The 16,756-nt window shown below is 63.6% G+C and carries 16 protein-coding genes and 1 tRNA gene; 10 read left to right on the plus strand and 7 right to left on the minus strand.

The genetic code is table 11. The features are described 5' to 3' along the window. Positions 1–29: 29 nt before the first annotated feature. Entirely contained in the window at positions 30–1,382 is a 1,353-nt protein-coding gene (locus tag AMS69_RS16520) for a RimK family alpha-L-glutamate ligase (protein ID WP_053969167.1), read from the minus strand. Between the two features lie 114 nt (positions 1,383–1,496). Here AMS69_RS16520 and AMS69_RS16525 point away from each other — a divergent pair, with 114 nt between their 5' ends. The 4 genes from AMS69_RS16525 to AMS69_RS16540 all read left to right on the plus strand — a co-directional run bounded on the left by AMS69_RS16525 (position 1,497) and on the right by AMS69_RS16540 (position 4,294). Further along, positions 1,497–2,519 (plus strand): succinylglutamate desuccinylase/aspartoacylase family protein, encoded by a 1,023-nt coding sequence (locus AMS69_RS16525; protein WP_053969168.1) that lies wholly within the window; start codon positions 1,497–1,499, stop codon positions 2,517–2,519. Between the two features lie 99 nt (positions 2,520–2,618). Continuing rightward, positions 2,619–3,038 (plus strand): succinate dehydrogenase, cytochrome b556 subunit, encoded by a 420-nt coding sequence (sdhC, locus tag AMS69_RS16530; protein WP_053969169.1) that lies wholly within the window; start codon positions 2,619–2,621, stop codon positions 3,036–3,038. Continuing rightward, positions 3,038–3,403: a succinate dehydrogenase hydrophobic membrane anchor subunit gene (locus AMS69_RS16535; RefSeq protein ID WP_053969170.1), complete on the plus strand. Its 366-nt coding sequence runs from the start codon at positions 3,038–3,040 to the stop codon at positions 3,401–3,403. The genes sdhC and AMS69_RS16535 overlap by 1 nt, the downstream gene beginning before the upstream one ends. Positions 3,404–3,406: 3 nt before the next feature. Further along, positions 3,407–4,294: a succinate dehydrogenase/fumarate reductase iron-sulfur subunit gene (locus tag AMS69_RS16540; RefSeq protein ID WP_004961005.1), complete on the plus strand. Its 888-nt coding sequence runs from the start codon at positions 3,407–3,409 to the stop codon at positions 4,292–4,294. Between the two features lie 155 nt (positions 4,295–4,449). Here the strand turns inward: AMS69_RS16540 and AMS69_RS16545 are convergent, their stop codons facing one another. Next, entirely contained in the window at positions 4,450–5,799 is a 1,350-nt protein-coding gene (locus AMS69_RS16545) for a sensor histidine kinase (protein WP_053969171.1), read from the minus strand. Between the two features lie 249 nt (positions 5,800–6,048). On the opposite strand from AMS69_RS16545, the gene AMS69_RS16550 reads away from it, so the two are divergent. Next, on the plus strand, positions 6,049–7,875 hold the full coding sequence (locus AMS69_RS16550) for an FAD-binding protein (RefSeq protein WP_053969172.1): 1,827 nt from the start codon (positions 6,049–6,051) through the stop codon (positions 7,873–7,875). A 39-nt stretch (positions 7,876–7,914) separates the two neighbouring features. Here AMS69_RS16550 and AMS69_RS16555 read toward each other — a convergent pair whose 3' ends face one another. After that, positions 7,915–8,235 (minus strand): cupin domain-containing protein, encoded by a 321-nt coding sequence (locus tag AMS69_RS16555; RefSeq protein ID WP_053969173.1) that lies wholly within the window; start codon positions 8,233–8,235, stop codon positions 7,915–7,917. 210 nt (positions 8,236–8,445) lie between these two features. Between AMS69_RS16555 and AMS69_RS16560 the strand changes: the two genes are divergently transcribed. Then, positions 8,446–8,547 (plus strand) — tRNA-OTHER (locus tag AMS69_RS16560). Between the two features lie 363 nt (positions 8,548–8,910). Here the strand turns inward: AMS69_RS16560 and AMS69_RS16565 are convergent. Next, complete coding sequence (locus tag AMS69_RS16565; RefSeq protein WP_049919159.1) at positions 8,911–9,135, minus strand: DUF7385 family protein; 225 nt, start codon at positions 9,133–9,135, stop codon at positions 8,911–8,913. 86 nt (positions 9,136–9,221) lie between these two features. On the opposite strand from AMS69_RS16565, the gene AMS69_RS16570 reads away from it, so the two are divergent. The 4 genes from AMS69_RS16570 to AMS69_RS16585 all read left to right on the plus strand — a co-directional run bounded on the left by AMS69_RS16570 (position 9,222) and on the right by AMS69_RS16585 (position 13,264). After that, positions 9,222–10,262, plus strand: a complete 1,041-nt coding sequence (locus AMS69_RS16570) for a nicotinate-nucleotide--dimethylbenzimidazole phosphoribosyltransferase (protein ID WP_053969174.1) — start codon at positions 9,222–9,224, stop codon at positions 10,260–10,262. A gap of 2 nt (positions 10,263–10,264) precedes the next feature. Next, complete coding sequence (locus tag AMS69_RS16575) at positions 10,265–11,587, plus strand: cobyrinic acid a,c-diamide synthase (RefSeq protein WP_053969175.1); 1,323 nt, start codon at positions 10,265–10,267, stop codon at positions 11,585–11,587. Positions 11,588–11,657: 70 nt separating this feature from the next. Then, positions 11,658–12,467 (plus strand): diadenylate cyclase DacZ, encoded by an 810-nt coding sequence (gene dacZ / locus AMS69_RS16580; protein ID WP_053969176.1) that lies wholly within the window; start codon positions 11,658–11,660, stop codon positions 12,465–12,467. Between the two features lie 2 nt (positions 12,468–12,469). Then, the gene (locus tag AMS69_RS16585) at positions 12,470–13,264 is read left to right on the plus strand and encodes a mechanosensitive ion channel domain-containing protein (RefSeq protein WP_053969177.1); all 795 of its coding nucleotides are present in this window, start codon (positions 12,470–12,472) and stop codon (positions 13,262–13,264) included. A gap of 6 nt (positions 13,265–13,270) precedes the next feature. Here the strand turns inward: AMS69_RS16585 and AMS69_RS16590 are convergent, their stop codons facing one another. Genes AMS69_RS16590 through purD form a run of 3 tightly spaced genes read right to left on the minus strand, consistent with a single transcriptional unit; the run spans position 13,271 to position 16,738 of the window. After that, positions 13,271–13,819 (minus strand): acyltransferase, encoded by a 549-nt coding sequence (locus AMS69_RS16590; RefSeq protein WP_202904571.1) that lies wholly within the window; start codon positions 13,817–13,819, stop codon positions 13,271–13,273. 20 nt (positions 13,820–13,839) lie between these two features. Beyond that, positions 13,840–15,336 (minus strand): TrkH family potassium uptake protein, encoded by a 1,497-nt coding sequence (locus tag AMS69_RS16595; protein ID WP_080508856.1) that lies wholly within the window; start codon positions 15,334–15,336, stop codon positions 13,840–13,842. A gap of 58 nt (positions 15,337–15,394) precedes the next feature. After that, positions 15,395–16,738 carry a phosphoribosylamine--glycine ligase gene (gene purD / locus AMS69_RS16600; RefSeq protein ID WP_053969179.1) on the minus strand — a complete coding sequence of 448 codons (1,344 nt, stop codon included), beginning with the start codon at positions 16,736–16,738 and terminating at the stop codon, positions 15,395–15,397. Positions 16,739–16,756 lie beyond the last annotated feature (18 nt).

A 16,756-nucleotide genomic window follows, 5' to 3' on the forward strand; every position in this document is an offset into this window, starting at 1 on the left:
CCGACTCGGAATCTGGGACGAGCGGGTCGTTACTCCTCGCTCTGTTCCTCTTCTTCTGTCTCCACGTCTGACTCGTCGTCCGCGCGGCGGGTCACGTCGACCTGATAGTGCTTGAGGATGTCCCGTCCCAGCAACAGCGGGTAGTCCATGTGCCCGCGGTCTTCGACGCTGGCGGTGACGGTGTGCTGGGTCCCGCCGACGCCGACGACGAGGTCGACAACCGGGCGCGAGCGGCCGGACTTGAGACTCCCGGACTTGATCTTCACGATGTCGAGAATCGGCCCCGTTCCGATTTCCGCGGCGAGCTTGGCGTCGATACTGGTTCTGGTCGCGCCCGTGTCGGACTTCGCGAGAACGGACTTGGTCCCCTGGGTCCCGGTGACGACGACCTCCTCGATGTAGCCCACAACGACGTTCTCCTGAGCCTGCGGCTGTGGCTTCTTCGGCGTACACGCGGGCTTGGAGTCGTCGAGTCGGTCCGAGAGTCGTTCGACGGTTTCATCGTCGACACTCCCACCGGCGCGCTCGATGGCAAGCTGGGCGATATAGGGGGCGGGGCTGACGCCACTTGCTTTGAACAGGCCGCGGAATCCGGCGGTCGGATTGACTTCGAGCACGTAGTACCCGTCGTCGCTCTGCACAATGTCGACGCCGGCGTAGTCCAGGCCGATAGCCTCGACTGAATCGAGTGCGATTTCTCTGACACGCTCGGGGAGTCCGCCCGTCATGTCCTCGACCTCGCCGCCGAGCGCGACGTTCGTCCGCCACTCCCCCTCGGGCGCGTAGCGGTTCATCGCGCCGACGATCTGGTCGCCGACCACGTACACGCGGAGGTCGTGATGGCGTTTCTCGTCGTGTTCCATGTACTCCTGTAAGAACGCGTAGCGGCCGCCGACCTGTGCGTTGACCTGGTTTTCCATGTCGACCATCCACGTTCCGCCGCCGTGGGTGCCGATGGCCGTCTTGTACACCGCGCGGTCACCGAAGCGGTCCCGCTCCTCGTTTAATAGATCGCTCGACAGCGCGAGCAACGCGTCCGGGACCGGGACGCCGGCGTCGGCCAACGCAGCAGCGCTCGCAAACTTGTGTAAGGCCGTCGTCGCCGCCATCGGCTCGTTCAACATTGGCGCGAGCCGGCTGATCGTCATCCCCAGCCCGATCCCCTCCGCCGGGTGTTCGTCGCTGGAAAGTAGTAGCCGGTTCGCGACCACGTCGACGCTTGGTTCGAGCGTCATGTCGCCGTCGGTGACGCCAATCGCGGTGTTTTCGGTCCGAAGCCACTCCGTGTCATAGCCCATCTCGTCGACCGCGTTCAGGATGGCCTTCGACTCCTTGCTTGAGTGGAGACTGAGAACACCCACCGTGAGGTCTTTGTCGCCCATGCTGTCGCTTTCTGCCGGCCCCAGTATAGGTGTACGGATGTGGCATACCGCACTGTCCCATCGGAGAGTCGACTCGCCGGAGGGGTTTTAGCCACCGCCTCTTGTTGTGAGTGCATGGGCAAGGCCGAGCCGTTCACTTACGACGGGGGAATTGTGTCGCCGGGGGAGACCCGCAACATTCGCTACACGGTCAGCGAGACGTATCTGGGGGATGCCGTCCGAATGCCGGTTACCATCGTCAACGGGAAACGGCCCGGTCCGACAGTGTTTCTCACCGCAGCGGCACACGGCGATGAACTCAACGGCATCGAGGTCGTCCGGGAGGTGGCCCACGAGTGGGACCACGAGGGGCTGGCGGGGACGCTGATCTGTCTGCCAGTGCTGAACGTCCCGGCGTTTCTGGCACAGGAGCGATACCTGCCCATCTACGACCGAGACCTGAACCGCTCGTTCCCCGGCGACCCCGACTCGACGAGCGCGAAGCGGATGGCCCACAAGATTTTCCGGAACTTCCTGGCCCCCTGTGACGTGGGTCTCGATTTCCACACGTCCACACGCGGGCGAACTAATATGCTTCACGTCCGGGCGGACATGGACGACCCTGCGGTTGCGCGGGTCGCAAACGCCTTCTCGTCGAACGTCATTATTTCCTCGGAAGGGCCATCGGGGTCGCTCCGGCGGGAGCTGAGCGATTCGGGCGTCCCGACGATCACGATAGAGATGGGCGAAGCCCACCGGTTCCAGCGGCCGCTCATCGACTCAGCACTGGAGAGTGTTCGGTCAGTGCTTGCGGAGTTTGGCCTCCGTGACTCCGATACGGTCCGGTGGCCGGGCTGGCGGACGGTCATCGACGATAGCGGCGAGAAGACCTGGATACGGGCGGACTCGGGGGGCCTGGTCGATATGCACTACGACCGCGGCGACCTGGTGTATGAAGACGACGTAATCTGTACGATCGCGAATCCGTTCAAGACGGAGAACACGCTGATGCGTGCGCCGTTTACCGGCCTGCTGGTCGGCATCCTCGAGAACCCACTGGTGTACCCCGGCAACCCCCTCTGTCACCTTGTCAGACTTGACGACCGGACACAGCGGGCTATCGAGTGGAACCGCCGGACCGACGACGACGATTGGTAACTGCGGAGTAGTCAATTGACGAACGTCTTCGGGCAGGATTCCGGCGATACGCGTCCGTTGTAGAAACTACTATCTGTCCCCGGACTAACCCCCCAGTGTATGAGTCAGTCTTACAATCGCGGCACCGTCGAGGACTTCGGACGGTGGCGGGAGTTCACGGCCGGGATGTGGGCCTGGATCTTCCACAAGTTCACCGGCTGGGTTCTCGTGGGCTACCTGTTCACCCACATCGCGGTGCTGAGCACTTCGGTCGGCGTCGATCCGGCGAGCGCACAGGCAGGCACCGACCTCTACACCAGCACGCTCAGCGGCCTCGAATCGCTGCTGATCGTCCGGTTCCTCGAAGTCGGGCTACTGGCCGTCGCCGTCTTCCACATCCTCAACGGGATTCGACTGCTGATGGTTGACCTCGGCGTTGGGCTGGAATCGCAGGACAAGAGCTTCTACGCGTCGCTCGTGCTGACGGGAGCCATCGTCGTCGCAAGCGTGCCGACGTTCCTCGGGGGGAAACTACTCTAATGGCACAGCACTACTCCTCCTTTGATCGTGGCGGCCGTCGCTGGCTGTTCCAGCGCCTGACAGCGGTGTTCCTGATCGGCGTGCTCGCATTCCACTTCATGCTGTTGCACTTCGTGAACCACGCCGCAGATATCACGTTCCTGGGCACGCAGGCCCGAATGAGTCAGGTCAGCTACTTCGCAACGATGTGGCTGTTCCTCGTGACCGCGACGTTCCACGGCGTCAACGGCGTGTACAACGCGCTGGTCAACCAGGGACTCACCGGTTCCCAGAAAAACGCAGTCAAATACATGCTCGGCATCGCCGGCCTCCTGCTCGTCGTGCAGGGGACCCGCGTGTCGCTGGCCATGACGACCCTCGTCTGAACTATGAGTACGCAAATCGAACAACAGGAAACCGAAACGGAGGCCGACGAGGAGACAGAGCCCGAGGTCGAATCCCCGGGTGACCGTCGGCGCGCACAGCGAGACGAACGACAGGCACAGGAGCAGGCCCAGCGGGAAGTCGAAGAGGAGACGCTCGACGACGAAGACACGATCACGCTGAAGGTGTTCCGCTACGACCCCGAGGTCGAGGGGAAGCAGGAACCACGGTTCGACGATTTCCGAGTCCCGTTCCACAAGGGAATGACTATCCTCGATGCCCTCATCTACGCACGGGACCACTACGACTCATCGCTGACCTTCCGACACTCCTGTCGACAGGCCGTCTGTGGGTCCGACGCGCTGTTCGTCAACGGGAGGCAGCGCCTCGGCTGCAAGACGCAGATATCCGAGCTTGAAGATCCGGTCCGCATCGAGCCACTGCCCCATCAGGAGGTCGTGAAGGACCTCGTCGTCGACATGGAGCACTTCTACGACCAGATGGAGGCCGTCGAGCCGTACTTCGACGCCGACGAAACCCCGGACGACAAGCTCGAAGAGCAGCGCCAGACCCGGGAGAACCGCGAGAAGGTCAAGATGTCCACGCGGTGTATCTGGTGTGGCGCGTGCATGTCCTCGTGTAACATCGCCGCCGGCGACAACGAGTACCTCGGCCCCGCCGCCATCAACAAAGCGTATCGCTTCGCGATGGACGAACGCGAGGGCGAGAACCGCAAGCAGGAGCGCCTGCGCATCATCGAGCAGGAACACGGTGTCTGGCGCTGCCAGACCCAGTTCTCCTGTACCGAAGTGTGTCCGAAGGACATCCCGCTGACCGAGCACATCCAGGAGCTCAAGCGGGAAGCCGTCAAGAACAACCTGAAGTTCTGGTAACGCGGTTCGACTGGCTAGTTTTCCGTTCGCGGTCAGAGTCCGACAGCGACTGTGACTCACGTCGAATCGCCACAACGACCGTGATCTGTAGTTGTACGTTCAACCGCGAGACATAGGTTTGGAAAGGATCGCAGGCACGAGCGCAACACCGCAGTTCAGCTATCGCAACAGATAAACTCGAAGCGGGCACCGCCGCTTTCGCTGTCGGTGGCGATGACCTCCCAGTTGTGTGCGTCGACGATTTGTTCGACGATGCAGAGCCCGAACCCGGTTCCATCATCGGCCGTCGAGTAGCCAGGTTCGAACAGGTCTGCGGTGCCGTCCTGAAAGCCTGCTCCGTCGTCTGTGACGTAGAACCCCCACGGCTCCGTCCCGACGGTGACGGTCACGTCGTCGCCACCGTGTTCGATAGCGTTCCGAAAGAGGTTCTCCAGTAATTCCAGCATCGCGCCTTCGTCGGCCTCGATGCTGTCGTCGGCGTCGGTTTCCAGCGTCGCGTCTCGGGTGTCGACCATCGACCAGGCCCGCTGTGAAAGGGCGTTGAGGTCGACTGTCTCGATCTCCGCCGGGTCGACGCCCTGTTTGGCGAGCACGAGCAAGTCGTCGATGAGCGTGTACATTCGGTCGATGCTCCGCTCTGCTCGCTCGAAGTGTGCTTCTTCGCCGGTCTCACGCGCGAGTTCGAGCGAGCCGTCAAGGACATCCAGCGGGTTCCGGAGGTCGTGACTGATCGCGTCCGAAAACCGCTCAAGGCGCTGGTTCTGTCGTTTGAGCTCTTGTTCGCGCTGTTTCTGTTCGGAGATGTCGCGAGTCGTCACGACGACGTGGTCTTCCAGCGGGCCGCTTTCGACCTGCTGGCCGCGGGACTCCGCCCATATCCAGTCGCTGTCGGCGTGGCGATATCGGTGTTCGATAACGGCGACGTACCCCGGGTCGTCTATCATCCGCCCGAACTCGGTGAGCGCGGTCGAGAGGTCGTCCGGGTGGACGTACTCGAAGAGGTCCGAGTCTTGCATCTCCGCTTGCTCATACCCGAGGACGCGTTCCACAGACGGGCTGATGTACTCGACGCTGCCCTGCTCGTCGAACACAGTGAGCACGTCGGAGGTGTGTGTGACGAACTGGTGAAACTGGGCCTCAAAACGCGGCCGGTCGCTGACATCGCGGGAGGTGAACACTCGGCAATCGCGGTCCGTCTCAGTGTCCGTTGAGACGATGGTTTCGAGCCAGACCCAGTCGCCGTCGGCGTTCCGGAACCGGTACTCCGTTCCGTCGTCATCCCGTTCGCCCGCGAGTGTGGCGTGGACGCGGTCTGTATCTTCTGGGTGGACGAGATCCAGCCAGTTCGTGCCGACGAGCGACTCCATATCGTACCCGAAGACGCGTTCGATGGCCGGACTCACGAACCGTATCACCAGTTCGTCGTCGGTTACTGTCAGAACCGACGGTGCCTCTGCTAACACCGCTTCGAAGTCGTCAGTTGACGTGAGGTACTGGTCTGGCATCAGCGTTGAAACGGGCCGGGGCCCGTGGTGAGACTATCCGGTTGGTCTAGTATCAGTAGTTGGTTCCTAAGTATTCACAGCGTGTGATATAATTCCACCGGATAGGCCAAAAATTCACTCTACCTGACAGTAAGTCCCGGTGTCAGAAGCGGGCCGCAGCTCACCGATAATGTTACGCTCGGTAACGCAACAGGGAGGCTTAAGTTTGGCTAATCCTAAGCCGAAACTACGCCAAGAGACACTCTCACAATGTACGAACACGATGTCATCGTGGTCGGCGCGGGTGGCGCTGGCCTCAGGGCGGCTATTGCAGCGGACGAAGAGGGTGCAGATGTTGCCCTCGTGACCAAGCTCCATCCGGTTCGGAGCCACACAGGTGCCGCGGAGGGGGGAATCAACGCCGCACTCCAGGAAGGCGACTCCTGGGACCTGCACGCGTACGACACGATGAAAGGGTCCGACTACCTCGGCGACGCCCCTGCCATCGACACCTTCGCCAAGGACGCCCCGGAAGAGGTCATCCAGCTCGAACACTGGGGAATGCCCTTCTCGCGCGAGGACGACGGCCGTGTCTCGCAGCGCCCGTTCGGTGGCCTCTCCTATCCGCGGACGACCTACGCCGGTGCCGAGACCGGCCACCACCTGCTGCACACGATGTACGAGCAGGCGGTCAAGCGCGGCATCGAGGTGTACGACGAGTGGTACGTGACCCAGCTGGCGGTCACCGACCACGACGACCCCGAGGACCGCGTCTGTCACGGCTGTGTCGCCTACGACATCAAGTCCGGCGAGATACAGGGCTTCCGGGCGAACAACGGCGTCATCCTGGCGACCGGTGGGCTGGGGCAGGCCTTCGACCACACCACCAACGCCGTCGCCAACACCGGCGACGGCTGTGCGATGGCCTACCGCGCCGGCGTCCCGATGGAAGACATGGAGATGATCCAGTTCCATCCGACGACGCTGCCGTCGACGGGCGTCCTCATCTCCGAGGGGGTCCGCGGCGAGGGTGGGATCCTCTACAACGACGACGAGGAGCGGTTCATGTTCGAGCACGGGTACGCCAACAACGAAGGGGAACTGGCCTCCCGTGACGTGGTCGCCCGTGCCGAACTGACTGAAGTCAACGAGGGTCGCGGCGTCGAGGACGAGTACGTCGACCTCGACATGCGCCACCTCGGCGAGGAGCGCATCCTCGACCGCCTCGAGAACATCCTCCACCTCGCGGAGGACTTCGAGGGCGTCGATGGCCTCGAAGAGCCGATGCCGGTCAAGCCCGGCCAGCACTACGCCATGGGTGGCGTCGAGACCGACGAGAACGGCGAGACGTGTATCGACGGCCTCTACGCGGCCGGTGAGACCGCGTGTGTTTCGCTACACGGCGCGAACCGACTCGGGGGGAACGCCCTGCCGGAACTGCTCGTGTTCGGTGCCCGCGCTGGCCATCACGCCGCCGGCAAAGACATGAAAACGGCCGAAATCCAGACCGGCCCCTCCGCCAAAAGCGAGCCTGGCGACGTGGAGCCACCGGTCGAACCCGGCGCAATCGACGCCAGCAGCGGCGATGTTGCCGCAGACGGGGCCGCCGTCGAACCGAAAGCGGTACTCGAAAGCACCGTGGAGCAGGAGCGCCAGCGCGTCGAAACCCTCATCGAGTCCGACGGCATCAACCACGCCGAAGTCCGCGCGGACGTTCAGGAGACGATGACTGACAACGTCAACGTGTTCCGGACCGAAGAAGGGCTTGAGAAGGCCCTTCGTGACCTCCGAGCGGCGCGCAAAGAGTACGAGAACGTCGCCGTTGAGGACCCGTCCCGGACCTACAACACGGACCTCATCCACACCATCGAAACCCGCAACATCCTCGACGTGGCCGAGGCCATCACGCTCGGCGCGCTCGCCCGCGAGGAGTTCCGCGGCGCACACTGGCGTGCGGAGCATCAAGAACGCAAAGACGAGGAGTGGATCAAGCACACGATGCTGGCCTGGAACGAGGGACAGCCGGAGCTGTACTACAAGCCCGTCATCCTCGAAGGCGACGAAGAGACCTACGAACCGAAGGTTCGGTCGTACTGACGACCTGCCCACTGGCAGCCATATCCGTTTCTGCGGGTTTCAGGGCGCGCCGACGAGGACAAACGTGCTCTCAGTATCGCCGTTGTGGATCGTTCGCTCCGCCTCCGGCGGGAGCCTGATTGCGTCGCCCGTTTCGAGGGACACCTCGTCGCCGTCAACCTCGACAGTCGCTGTTCCCTCGACGAGGACGTACACCTCTTCGTGCCCTTCGTCGGCGTGATCGTGCGGCTTGCCCGTCCAGCCAGCCTCACAGTCCAGCACAGTGACGCCAACCTGTTCACAGTCCAGCGGGTCCCGGAGGAAATGCATCGCTTCTGCCACCGGTTCCACGTCAGTGTAGTTGACTTTCGTGTAACTCACGTCCAATACTGTCGTCGGCAAGCGCAAAATAAGTTGTTGTGAATCCGAAATGAGTTGGCAAGAGATAGATAGCGCTCCGACGACAGACGCCACCACTGATGATACGGGACAGCGCCCGGCTAAACGTCACTCGACTGCCGAGAGCGTTGCGTGCGGAAACACCCGGAATCATCACTTACTTGGTTGTCAGGAACGTATAACTGGTAGCTTGGAAGGGTGGCTCAGTGGTAGAGCGCTACCAGCCAACATGCCAGAATCGGTTGGTGGTTACCCCGCAAAGGGCTCCGCGTGGTTCGACTCCCGCCCCTTCCATTTGAGTCGTTCATTGTGAGCAGCTGCACCGGCTTCGGAAGTGCCACGCTGACAGATCAGTCCTGATAGTTAGGCTGGCCAGAATTACCGCAACACCGTAGGGGCGGCTGGGACCTGCGGGTAACTGTTGGTGTGAGAGCTGGCGGCTCACAGGAAGTGGAAAGGTAAGGAATGTGGGGGTGGGGGGTGGGGGTGGTGCGGCACCAGTATGGTGCCTATCAGAAGTTATGCGGGGAGCCGTATAAAAAATCACCGCTGGAATTATCATATCTGATTTCTCGCCAGGCCGTCGGTATCGGACACCACGCCATCGCCGTAGAGAACAACCGGAGAACAACAGCGACGTGTCCCGATTTCGATCAGTTACTTGTGGGTAAACAGCACAACGCTCCCGTCATTGATGGTCGTACAGAGATCCATCTCAAAGTCGAGATTAAGCGACGTGAACTCCTGCTTGCAGACGACCATATCGTCGAACGGCTCTTCACAGGACGGACAGGCTACAGCCGTCGTGTTCTGGTACGAAGCGATCGCCTCGTTATCCTCGCGCGGCGTCAACGACGAGCGGAGTTCGTCGAAATCGTCCATGTTCGGGCAACCGCGGGCGTGCGGCATAAATCATGCGCCGCTCTGGCACCAAGGTATTAAAGTCAACTTGTGGTAATACAATTGCAATGACTGCACCCGGTGGCGGAACGCGCTTTGCACTCGTCGCAGGAACCACGGAAACCGCAAGTCGGGCGGGGATCAGCGCCGCTGGAGCCGATCCCGAACTCATGTCAGTGACGCCCGCGGCGGATGCGGAGTTGGTGACATACGGCAGTCCGGTCCGGACGGACGTGACACCGGTCAGTCCGAGCGGCTGTCCGACGCCGGCACTGGTGACACGGGCTGTCCGAGAAGTTCTGGGATTTGACACCACAGTTATCGACGGCGGACTGGCGGAGCGAACGGGAGCGCCAACAGTCTCTGTCGGCGCACGTCCGGGAAAAGACATCACAGAGCAAGACCCGGTGTCGACGGCTCACGGGGCGTTCGCGGCCGCCCGACAGCTCGGGCAGGCGCTCCCGGCCGACGAGCTGTATCTGGGCGAAACCATTCCCGGCGGGACAACGACAGCCCTCGGCGTCCTTCGGGCATTAGGCGAGAACGGAATGGTCTCGTCGTCGCTTCCGGAAAACCCCACTGAGCAGAAGGAGAAACTGGTCGCCGAGGGACTCCAAGCCAGTTCGTTGTCACCGGGTGACGCCGCAAACGAGCCGAAACGGGCGGTCCGCCGGATGGGTGACCCCGTCCTGGCAACGCTCGCTGGTCTGACCGCGGGGGCTGTCGAGAGCGATACCGCCGTGACACTCGCCGGCGGTAGCCAGTGCATCGCCGTCGCTGCGCTGGTCCGCCACGGCGGCTACGAGGGACCGCTTGGACTGGCGACGACGAGCTACGTAGCTGAGGACGAGAGTGCTGACGTGCGAACCTCGGCTGCTCGGCTCGATCTCGATCTGACGGTGACAGACCCCGGCTTCGACCAGAGCAACCACGTCGCGATGGAGCGGTTCGTCGCCGGCGAGGCCAAGGAAGGGGTCGGGATGGGCGGCGCGCTGGCGCTAGCCGACCGCGCCGGCATCCCGATGGCAGAGGTACGGGACCGCTTCGCGGCCATCTACGACGACCTGATCGGCGACGCGCCCTCAGCGACGGCCGAAGAGGGGACGTGAGGATGGACGGAGTTGTCCTCGCGGGCACAAGCTCCGGTGTCGGCAAAACCGTTGCCACGCTGGCGACGCTGACAGCGCTCGAAGACGCCGGATATCAGCCCCAGCCGGCCAAGGCTGGCCCGGATTTCATCGACCCGAGCCACCACGAGGCGCTCGTGGACACGCCCTCACGGGCGCTCGACCCCTGGCTCGCTGGCGAGGACGGTATGTGTCGCACCTACTGGCGCGGTACGGGCGATATCTGCATTGTAGAGGGCGTGATGGGCCTCTACGACGGGACGAAAACGTCGACGGCAGCCGTTGCCGAGGGACTTGACCTCCCGGTCGTTCTGGTCGTGGATGCAAAAGCCGGGATGGAGAGCGTCGCCGCAACGGCGCTGGGGTTCGCACAGTACGCCGACCGCATCGGCGCTGACATCGACGTGGCCGGCATCCTCGCCCAGCGCGCCCACGGCGGCCGGCATGCCGACGGTATCAGGGACGCGCTCCCCGAAGACCTAACCTACTTCGGCCGGATTCCGCCGATGTCGGACCTGGAGATTCCCGACCGCCACCTGGGGTTACAGATGGGATCCGAGGCTGGCCTCAACCGCGACGCGCTCGAAACGGCGGCGGAGACTATCGATGTCGAGCGGCTGGTTGACGTGGCCCGGGCACCGCCGGCAGTCGCCTCCGAAGCGGCGGCCAGCGGCGACGGCGCGACGGCCGACAGGCGGGTCGCCATCGCACAGGACAGCGCGTTCTGTTTTACTTATCCCTCAGTACTCGAACGGCTCCGTGCCGAGGCGACGGTAGAGCCGTTCTCCCCGGTCGCTGGCGATCCAGTCCCCAACGCCGACGCGATATACCTGCCCGGCGGCTATCCGGAACTCCACGGCGAGTCGCTCGAAACCGGTGGGACGCTCGATGTGATAGCCGACCGCGCCGCCGACGGCGTCCCAATCTACGGCGAGTGCGGCGGCCTGATGGCGCTTTCGGAGTCGCTGACGACGACCGACGGCGACACCTACGAGATGGCCGGGGTCCTCCCCGCGGACATCGAGATGCAAGACCGGTATCAGGCGCTCGACCACGTAGAACTAGCGGCGCGGTCAGACTCCGTCGTGGCTGGGACCGGGGCGCACCGCCGCGGACACGAGTTCCACTACTCCGCTGCGACCCTCGACAGTGACGCGTCGTTCGCCTTCGATATGGTTCGGGGCGACGGTATCGACGGCGAACACGACGGTCTCACAGAGTACAACACCGTCGGCACGTACTGCCACTGCCACGGAGAAAGCGGCGCGTTCGACCGTCTACTGGCAGTGCCCTCGAGGGACATCTGACTGAAGTTGCCGTCGGACGCGTGGCTGACTGCCCGCAACCTTTTTTTCGACAGACAGCATCGTTCTGATAATGAACGAGTTGCGCGACCTGCTCGGAGACCTGGTCGCAGACGTCGACGCCGTGTTCCTGTTTTCCCCGAACGCGTCGTTCTTCGAGGAATTCGCCGACGTCGACGAAGAAATCGTCGTCGTCGGCCCGGAGAACACCCTCGATGCGGAGCCGTTCGTCGAGCTACCCATCGATTTCACCGACCTCGAAGGCCGTCTCCGCTTCGGTATCGAGGGCGCACTGGAGCAGGGCATCGTCGACGAGGGCGACGAGGTACTCTGCGTGACCGAAGTGCTGGACGGTGCCGAGAACACGCTCGTGCGGGTCCAGACGAACGACTTCTCGCCCTCCGGCGTCTACGACATGTTCGTCAACTCGCGGGCAGACGCAAGCGTTGTCCGCGACGTCTTCGAGGTCGCCATCGAACTCGGAAAGAAGGGGCAGAAAGGCAAGCCCGTCGGCGCCCTGTTCGTCGTCGGCGACGCGGGCAAGGTGATGAACAAGTCCCGGCCGCTGTCGTACAACCCCTTCGAGAAGTCCCACGTCCACGTCGGCGACCCCATTGTCAACGTGATGCTCAAGGAGTTCTCGCGCCTCGATGGGGCGTTCGTCATTTCAGACGCCGGCAAAATCGTCTCCGCGTATCGGTATCTCGAACCCTCCGCGGAGGGGGTCGACATCCCCAAAGGACTCGGCGCGCGGCACATGGCGGCGGGAGCGATCACCCGTGACACCACCGCGACGGCGATCGTTCTCTCGGAGAGCGACGGGCTCGTACGGGCGTTCAAAGGCGGGGAGTTGGTCCTCGAAATCGATCCCGAGGAGTACTGAGGATGCAGCTCGGCTTCGACTGGGCGACGATCATCCGGCAGGTGTTCTCACCGCAGGGAACGTTCGTCCTTTCGCTCGTGGTACTGGCTGTCGGCATCGTCCTCGGCTATCTCGTCTGGCGCTCCTCTCGGCGGTTCATGCGCGAACTCGGCGTACCAGAGGCGGTAGAGGGAACCCCGTTCGAGCGGACGGCGAGAGGGCTCGGGACATCGACGGTCGGCATCGTCTCGAATCTGGCGGCGCTGTTCATCTACATCACGACGGTCACTGCCGTTCTCAACATCGCACAACTGACCGACCCAGAACTGTACTGGGCCCGCTTCACGTCGTTCCTGCCTGACCTGTTTATCGCCCTGTTCGCCGTCATTATCGGCCTCATTGCGGGCGATAAGGCCAAGCTCATCGTCTCCGAGCGGCTGCGCAGCGTCAAGATGCCCGAGGCGACGGTGTTGCCAGAAGTCGTCAAGTACAGCATCTTCTATCTGGCAGTGCTCATCGCGCTCGGCCAACTGGGCGTCGAAACCCTCGCCCTGCTCATTCTCCTCGGGGCGTACGCGTTCGGGCTCGTGTTCGTCTGCGGGCTGGCACTGAAAGACATCCTGCAGGCCGGTGCGGCCGGTCTCTACCTCTTGTTGACAGAGCCATACAGCATCGGTGACGAGATCGTCATCGGCGACCAGAGCGGTATCGTTCAGGAGGTTGATATTCTCGTCACGCGTATCGAAAGCGACGGTGAGGAGTATATCATCCCGAACAAGCGGGTGTTCAAGACGGGTATCGTCCGCATCCGGAGCTAAGCTGCGTTACGGTTCTTCGGTCGCTGTGTCGTCCGAGCCAAGCGGCTCGGCCGGAACACCGGCGACGGTCGTCTCCGGCGGCACGTCGTCAGCCACGAGCGAGTTCGCCGCGACCTGTGCGCCCGGACCGATTTCGACGCCGGGAAGGACAACCGCGCCCGCGCCGACCATCGCCCGCTCACCGACGACGACCTCGCCGGTGCGGTACTCGTCCTGCAGGAACTCGTGACACAGCAGCGTCGCGTCGTAGCCGATGATGGCGTGGTCCTCGACGGTGATGAGTTCGGGCCAGAACACGTCCGGCGTCGACTCCAGCCCCCACGCAACGCCGTCGCCGACGGTGACGCCGAGCCGGGACAGCAGCCAGTTCTTGAACCGAAGGCTCGGCGAGATGCGACAGACGAGGATGACGACGTAGTTGACCATCACCCGGAGCGGGTGTTTGCCGTCCGGCCACGGGAACAGGGAGTTGTACGGGCCGGGCGTCGGGTGCTGGCGCAGTCGGTCGTGTCGTGGACCACTCACGTCCGTCGTGTACGGGGCCGCGATAATCAAACCCGTCGGCTCGCCGGCGGTCACCGCGTCCAGAACGTCGGCGTCAGCATCACCAGCACGGGAACGATCTCGATTCGGCCGACCCACATCAGCAGTATCATCAGTACTTTGCTCGACCGGGCGAAGCCCTCGTATGTCCCGTACGGGCCGGCCTGTCCGAACGCGGGGCCGATGTTGAAAAACATCGACGCGGCGGCACTGAGGGCCTCGAACTCGGTTATCGGCGCGCCAGAACGCTCCCCATCGACAACGAGGAGGACAGTACCGATGACGAAAAACACCATTGCCACTAACGTGTAGGCGTACACGTCGCGGACGGTGTCTTCACTGATAGCCTCGTTGCTGAGTCTGACCGGGCGGACGCTCTGTGGATGGGCAGAGACGTTCAGGTCCCGCCAGAACGACTTGGTGACGACGAGCCAGCGGAGCGTCTTGACAGAGCAGGTGGTGCTTCCGGCCATCCCGCCGATGAACATCATGACGAAGAGGACGTTCTTGGCCCCGGCGGACCAGGTGTTGAAATCCGTCGAGGCGTAGCCGGTCGTCGTGACGATGGCGGCGACCTGGAAGACGGCGTGTCGGACAGTGTCCCCGACACCGCCAGTGACGCCCTGGTCGAGTACCAGCAAGCCACCAACGAGCATGGAGCCGACAGCAAGGATTCCGAGATAAAACCGGAACTCCTCGCTATTGCGCAGTCTGTGGGTATCGCCACGGAGCAGCGCATACAGCAGGACGAAGTTCGTCGCGCCGACGATCATGAACAGCGTGACCGCCCACTGGACGGCCGGCGAGAACGCGCCGATGCTCTCGGCTCGCGGGGAGAATCCGGCAGTTGCGATGGCGGTAAAGGCGTGGGCGACTGCGTCGAAAAGCGTCATCTCGGGCGCGAGGCCGCTGGCACCCAGCCCCGCGAGAATCAGCGCCGCCCCTGCGGTCAGTCCTAGGTACAGCAGTCCGAGGATGCGCGCCGTCTTCTCGATGCCGGGGGTGAGCTTCGTGACGTTCTCCGTCCGCGCCTCGGTCTCCATGAGCTGTGCGCCCGCGACCGAGAGCCGCGACAGCACGGCCGTCGCAAGCAACAGGACTCCCAGTCCCCCGAGCCACTGGAGGACCTGCCGCCACATGAGCAGCGCCTGCGAGTGGGCGTCGAAGTCCCGGATGACCGTCGCGCCGGTGGTCGTGATGCCGCTCATCCCCTCGAACAGGGCATTGACCGGGCTGTCAAACACCCCCGTCCCCTCGATGTACAGCGGCATCGCACCGACGACAGCGATAGTCAACCACGCCAGCGAGACCGTGAGAAACGCCTCACGGTCTCGGATGTGTTCGCGCTCGAACCGGGCCAGCGCTTTGCCGACGCCGAGAGTGACTGCTATCGTGACCAGATACGGCCACGGCGACTCGACGTAGAGCAGGGCCACGACAACCGGAATCGCCAGCGGGACGGCTAACCACTGCATGATAGCCCCGAGAACGTTCAGCGCGGACCGGATATCGACGGTTGTCAGTGCCACCGCAACTCACCGTCCGGCGGGCCGCCACCACGTGACCGCTGACGCTGCAACCACGCGTTCAGTCCGCACCGCTGCGGATGTCGTCCATATGGTCGATACGCTGCTGAACGAGGTCGTCTTTGCCGATATCGTGTCGAACCCGAAGGCCTTCCGTGCCGGCGCGCTCCAGCGACTCCTCGGCGATGGCTTCCGCCTCTGCGATGGTCTCGGCGAGGCCGACGACGGCGTAGGACCGCGATGTCGTGGTGTAGATGCCGTCGTCGCGGTCGTCGACGCTGGCGTAGAACAGCAGCGCCTCGGGGGCGGCGTCGCCGGACTGATCGGCGTGTTCCTCGACGACGCTCGCGATGACCTCGTCGTCGATGGTGACCTTCGCGCCGGCGTCGGGGTCGGTCGGGTAGCCGTCCGGGACGGCGTACTTGCAGACGGTCGCCAGCGGGCGGAAGGAGAGCTGTGGCAGGGGGTCGTCGTCGCGTGCGGCCGTCAGCACGTCGAGGAAGTCCGTGTTGAGGACCGGGAGCGTGTTCATCGCCTCGGGGTCGCCGAAGCGGGCGTTGAACTCCACGACACGCGGCCCGGTCTCGGTGAGCATGAACTGGCCGTAGAGGACGCCTTTGTAGCCGTCCAGCGCTTCGACGGTCGCGCGCAGCACGTCGACGGCGTCCATGTAGTCGTCCTCGTCCATGAACGGCAGGTGGAGGCTGGCGTCGGAGTAGCTGCCCATGCCGCCGGTGTTCGGCCCCTCGTCGCCCTCGTAGGCGCGCTTGTGGTCCTGCACGGCGGGCGTCACCCGAAGCTGACCGTTGGCGACGAACGCCTGGACCGTGAACTCCTCGCCGACGAGCCGTTCTTCGAGGACGACGCGGTCGTAGTCGGCGTTCCGGAGGTACTCCTTGGCCTCCTCGGCGGTACACTGGTCGCCGATGACCCGGACGCCCTTGCCGCCGGTGAGGCCGGCGGGCTTGACCGCGAGGTCGCCGTCGTACTCGTCGATGTATTCGCAGGCGGCGTTCATGTCCTCGAACGTCTCGAAGTCCGGACAGCCGGGGATGTCGTGTTCCCGCATGAACCGCCGCTGGAACGCCTTGTCTGTCTCGATACGGGCCTCCTGCTCCTGTGGCCCGAAGGTGTAGATGCCGGCGTCGTCCAGCGCATCGGCGACTCCAGCGGCGAGGGCTGCCTCGGGTCCGATAACCGCCAGCGTGGCGTCGACCTCCCGGGCGTAGGTCGTCACGGCCTTCGGATTGGTCGTGTCGAGTGCCTCGAAGCCGTCGGCGAGAGCGACGATGCCCGGGTTCCGATTGCTAGCACAGGCGTACAGCTCCCCCGGCGAGTCCGCGAGCGAGCGCGCAATCGCGTGTTCCCGGCCACCGCCACCCACGAGCAGCACTGTCTCTGACATACCCGAAGGCCGGATTGG

Source organism: Haloarcula rubripromontorii (assembly GCF_001280425.1).
Taxonomy (GTDB): domain Archaea; phylum Halobacteriota; class Halobacteria; order Halobacteriales; family Haloarculaceae; genus Haloarcula; species Haloarcula rubripromontorii.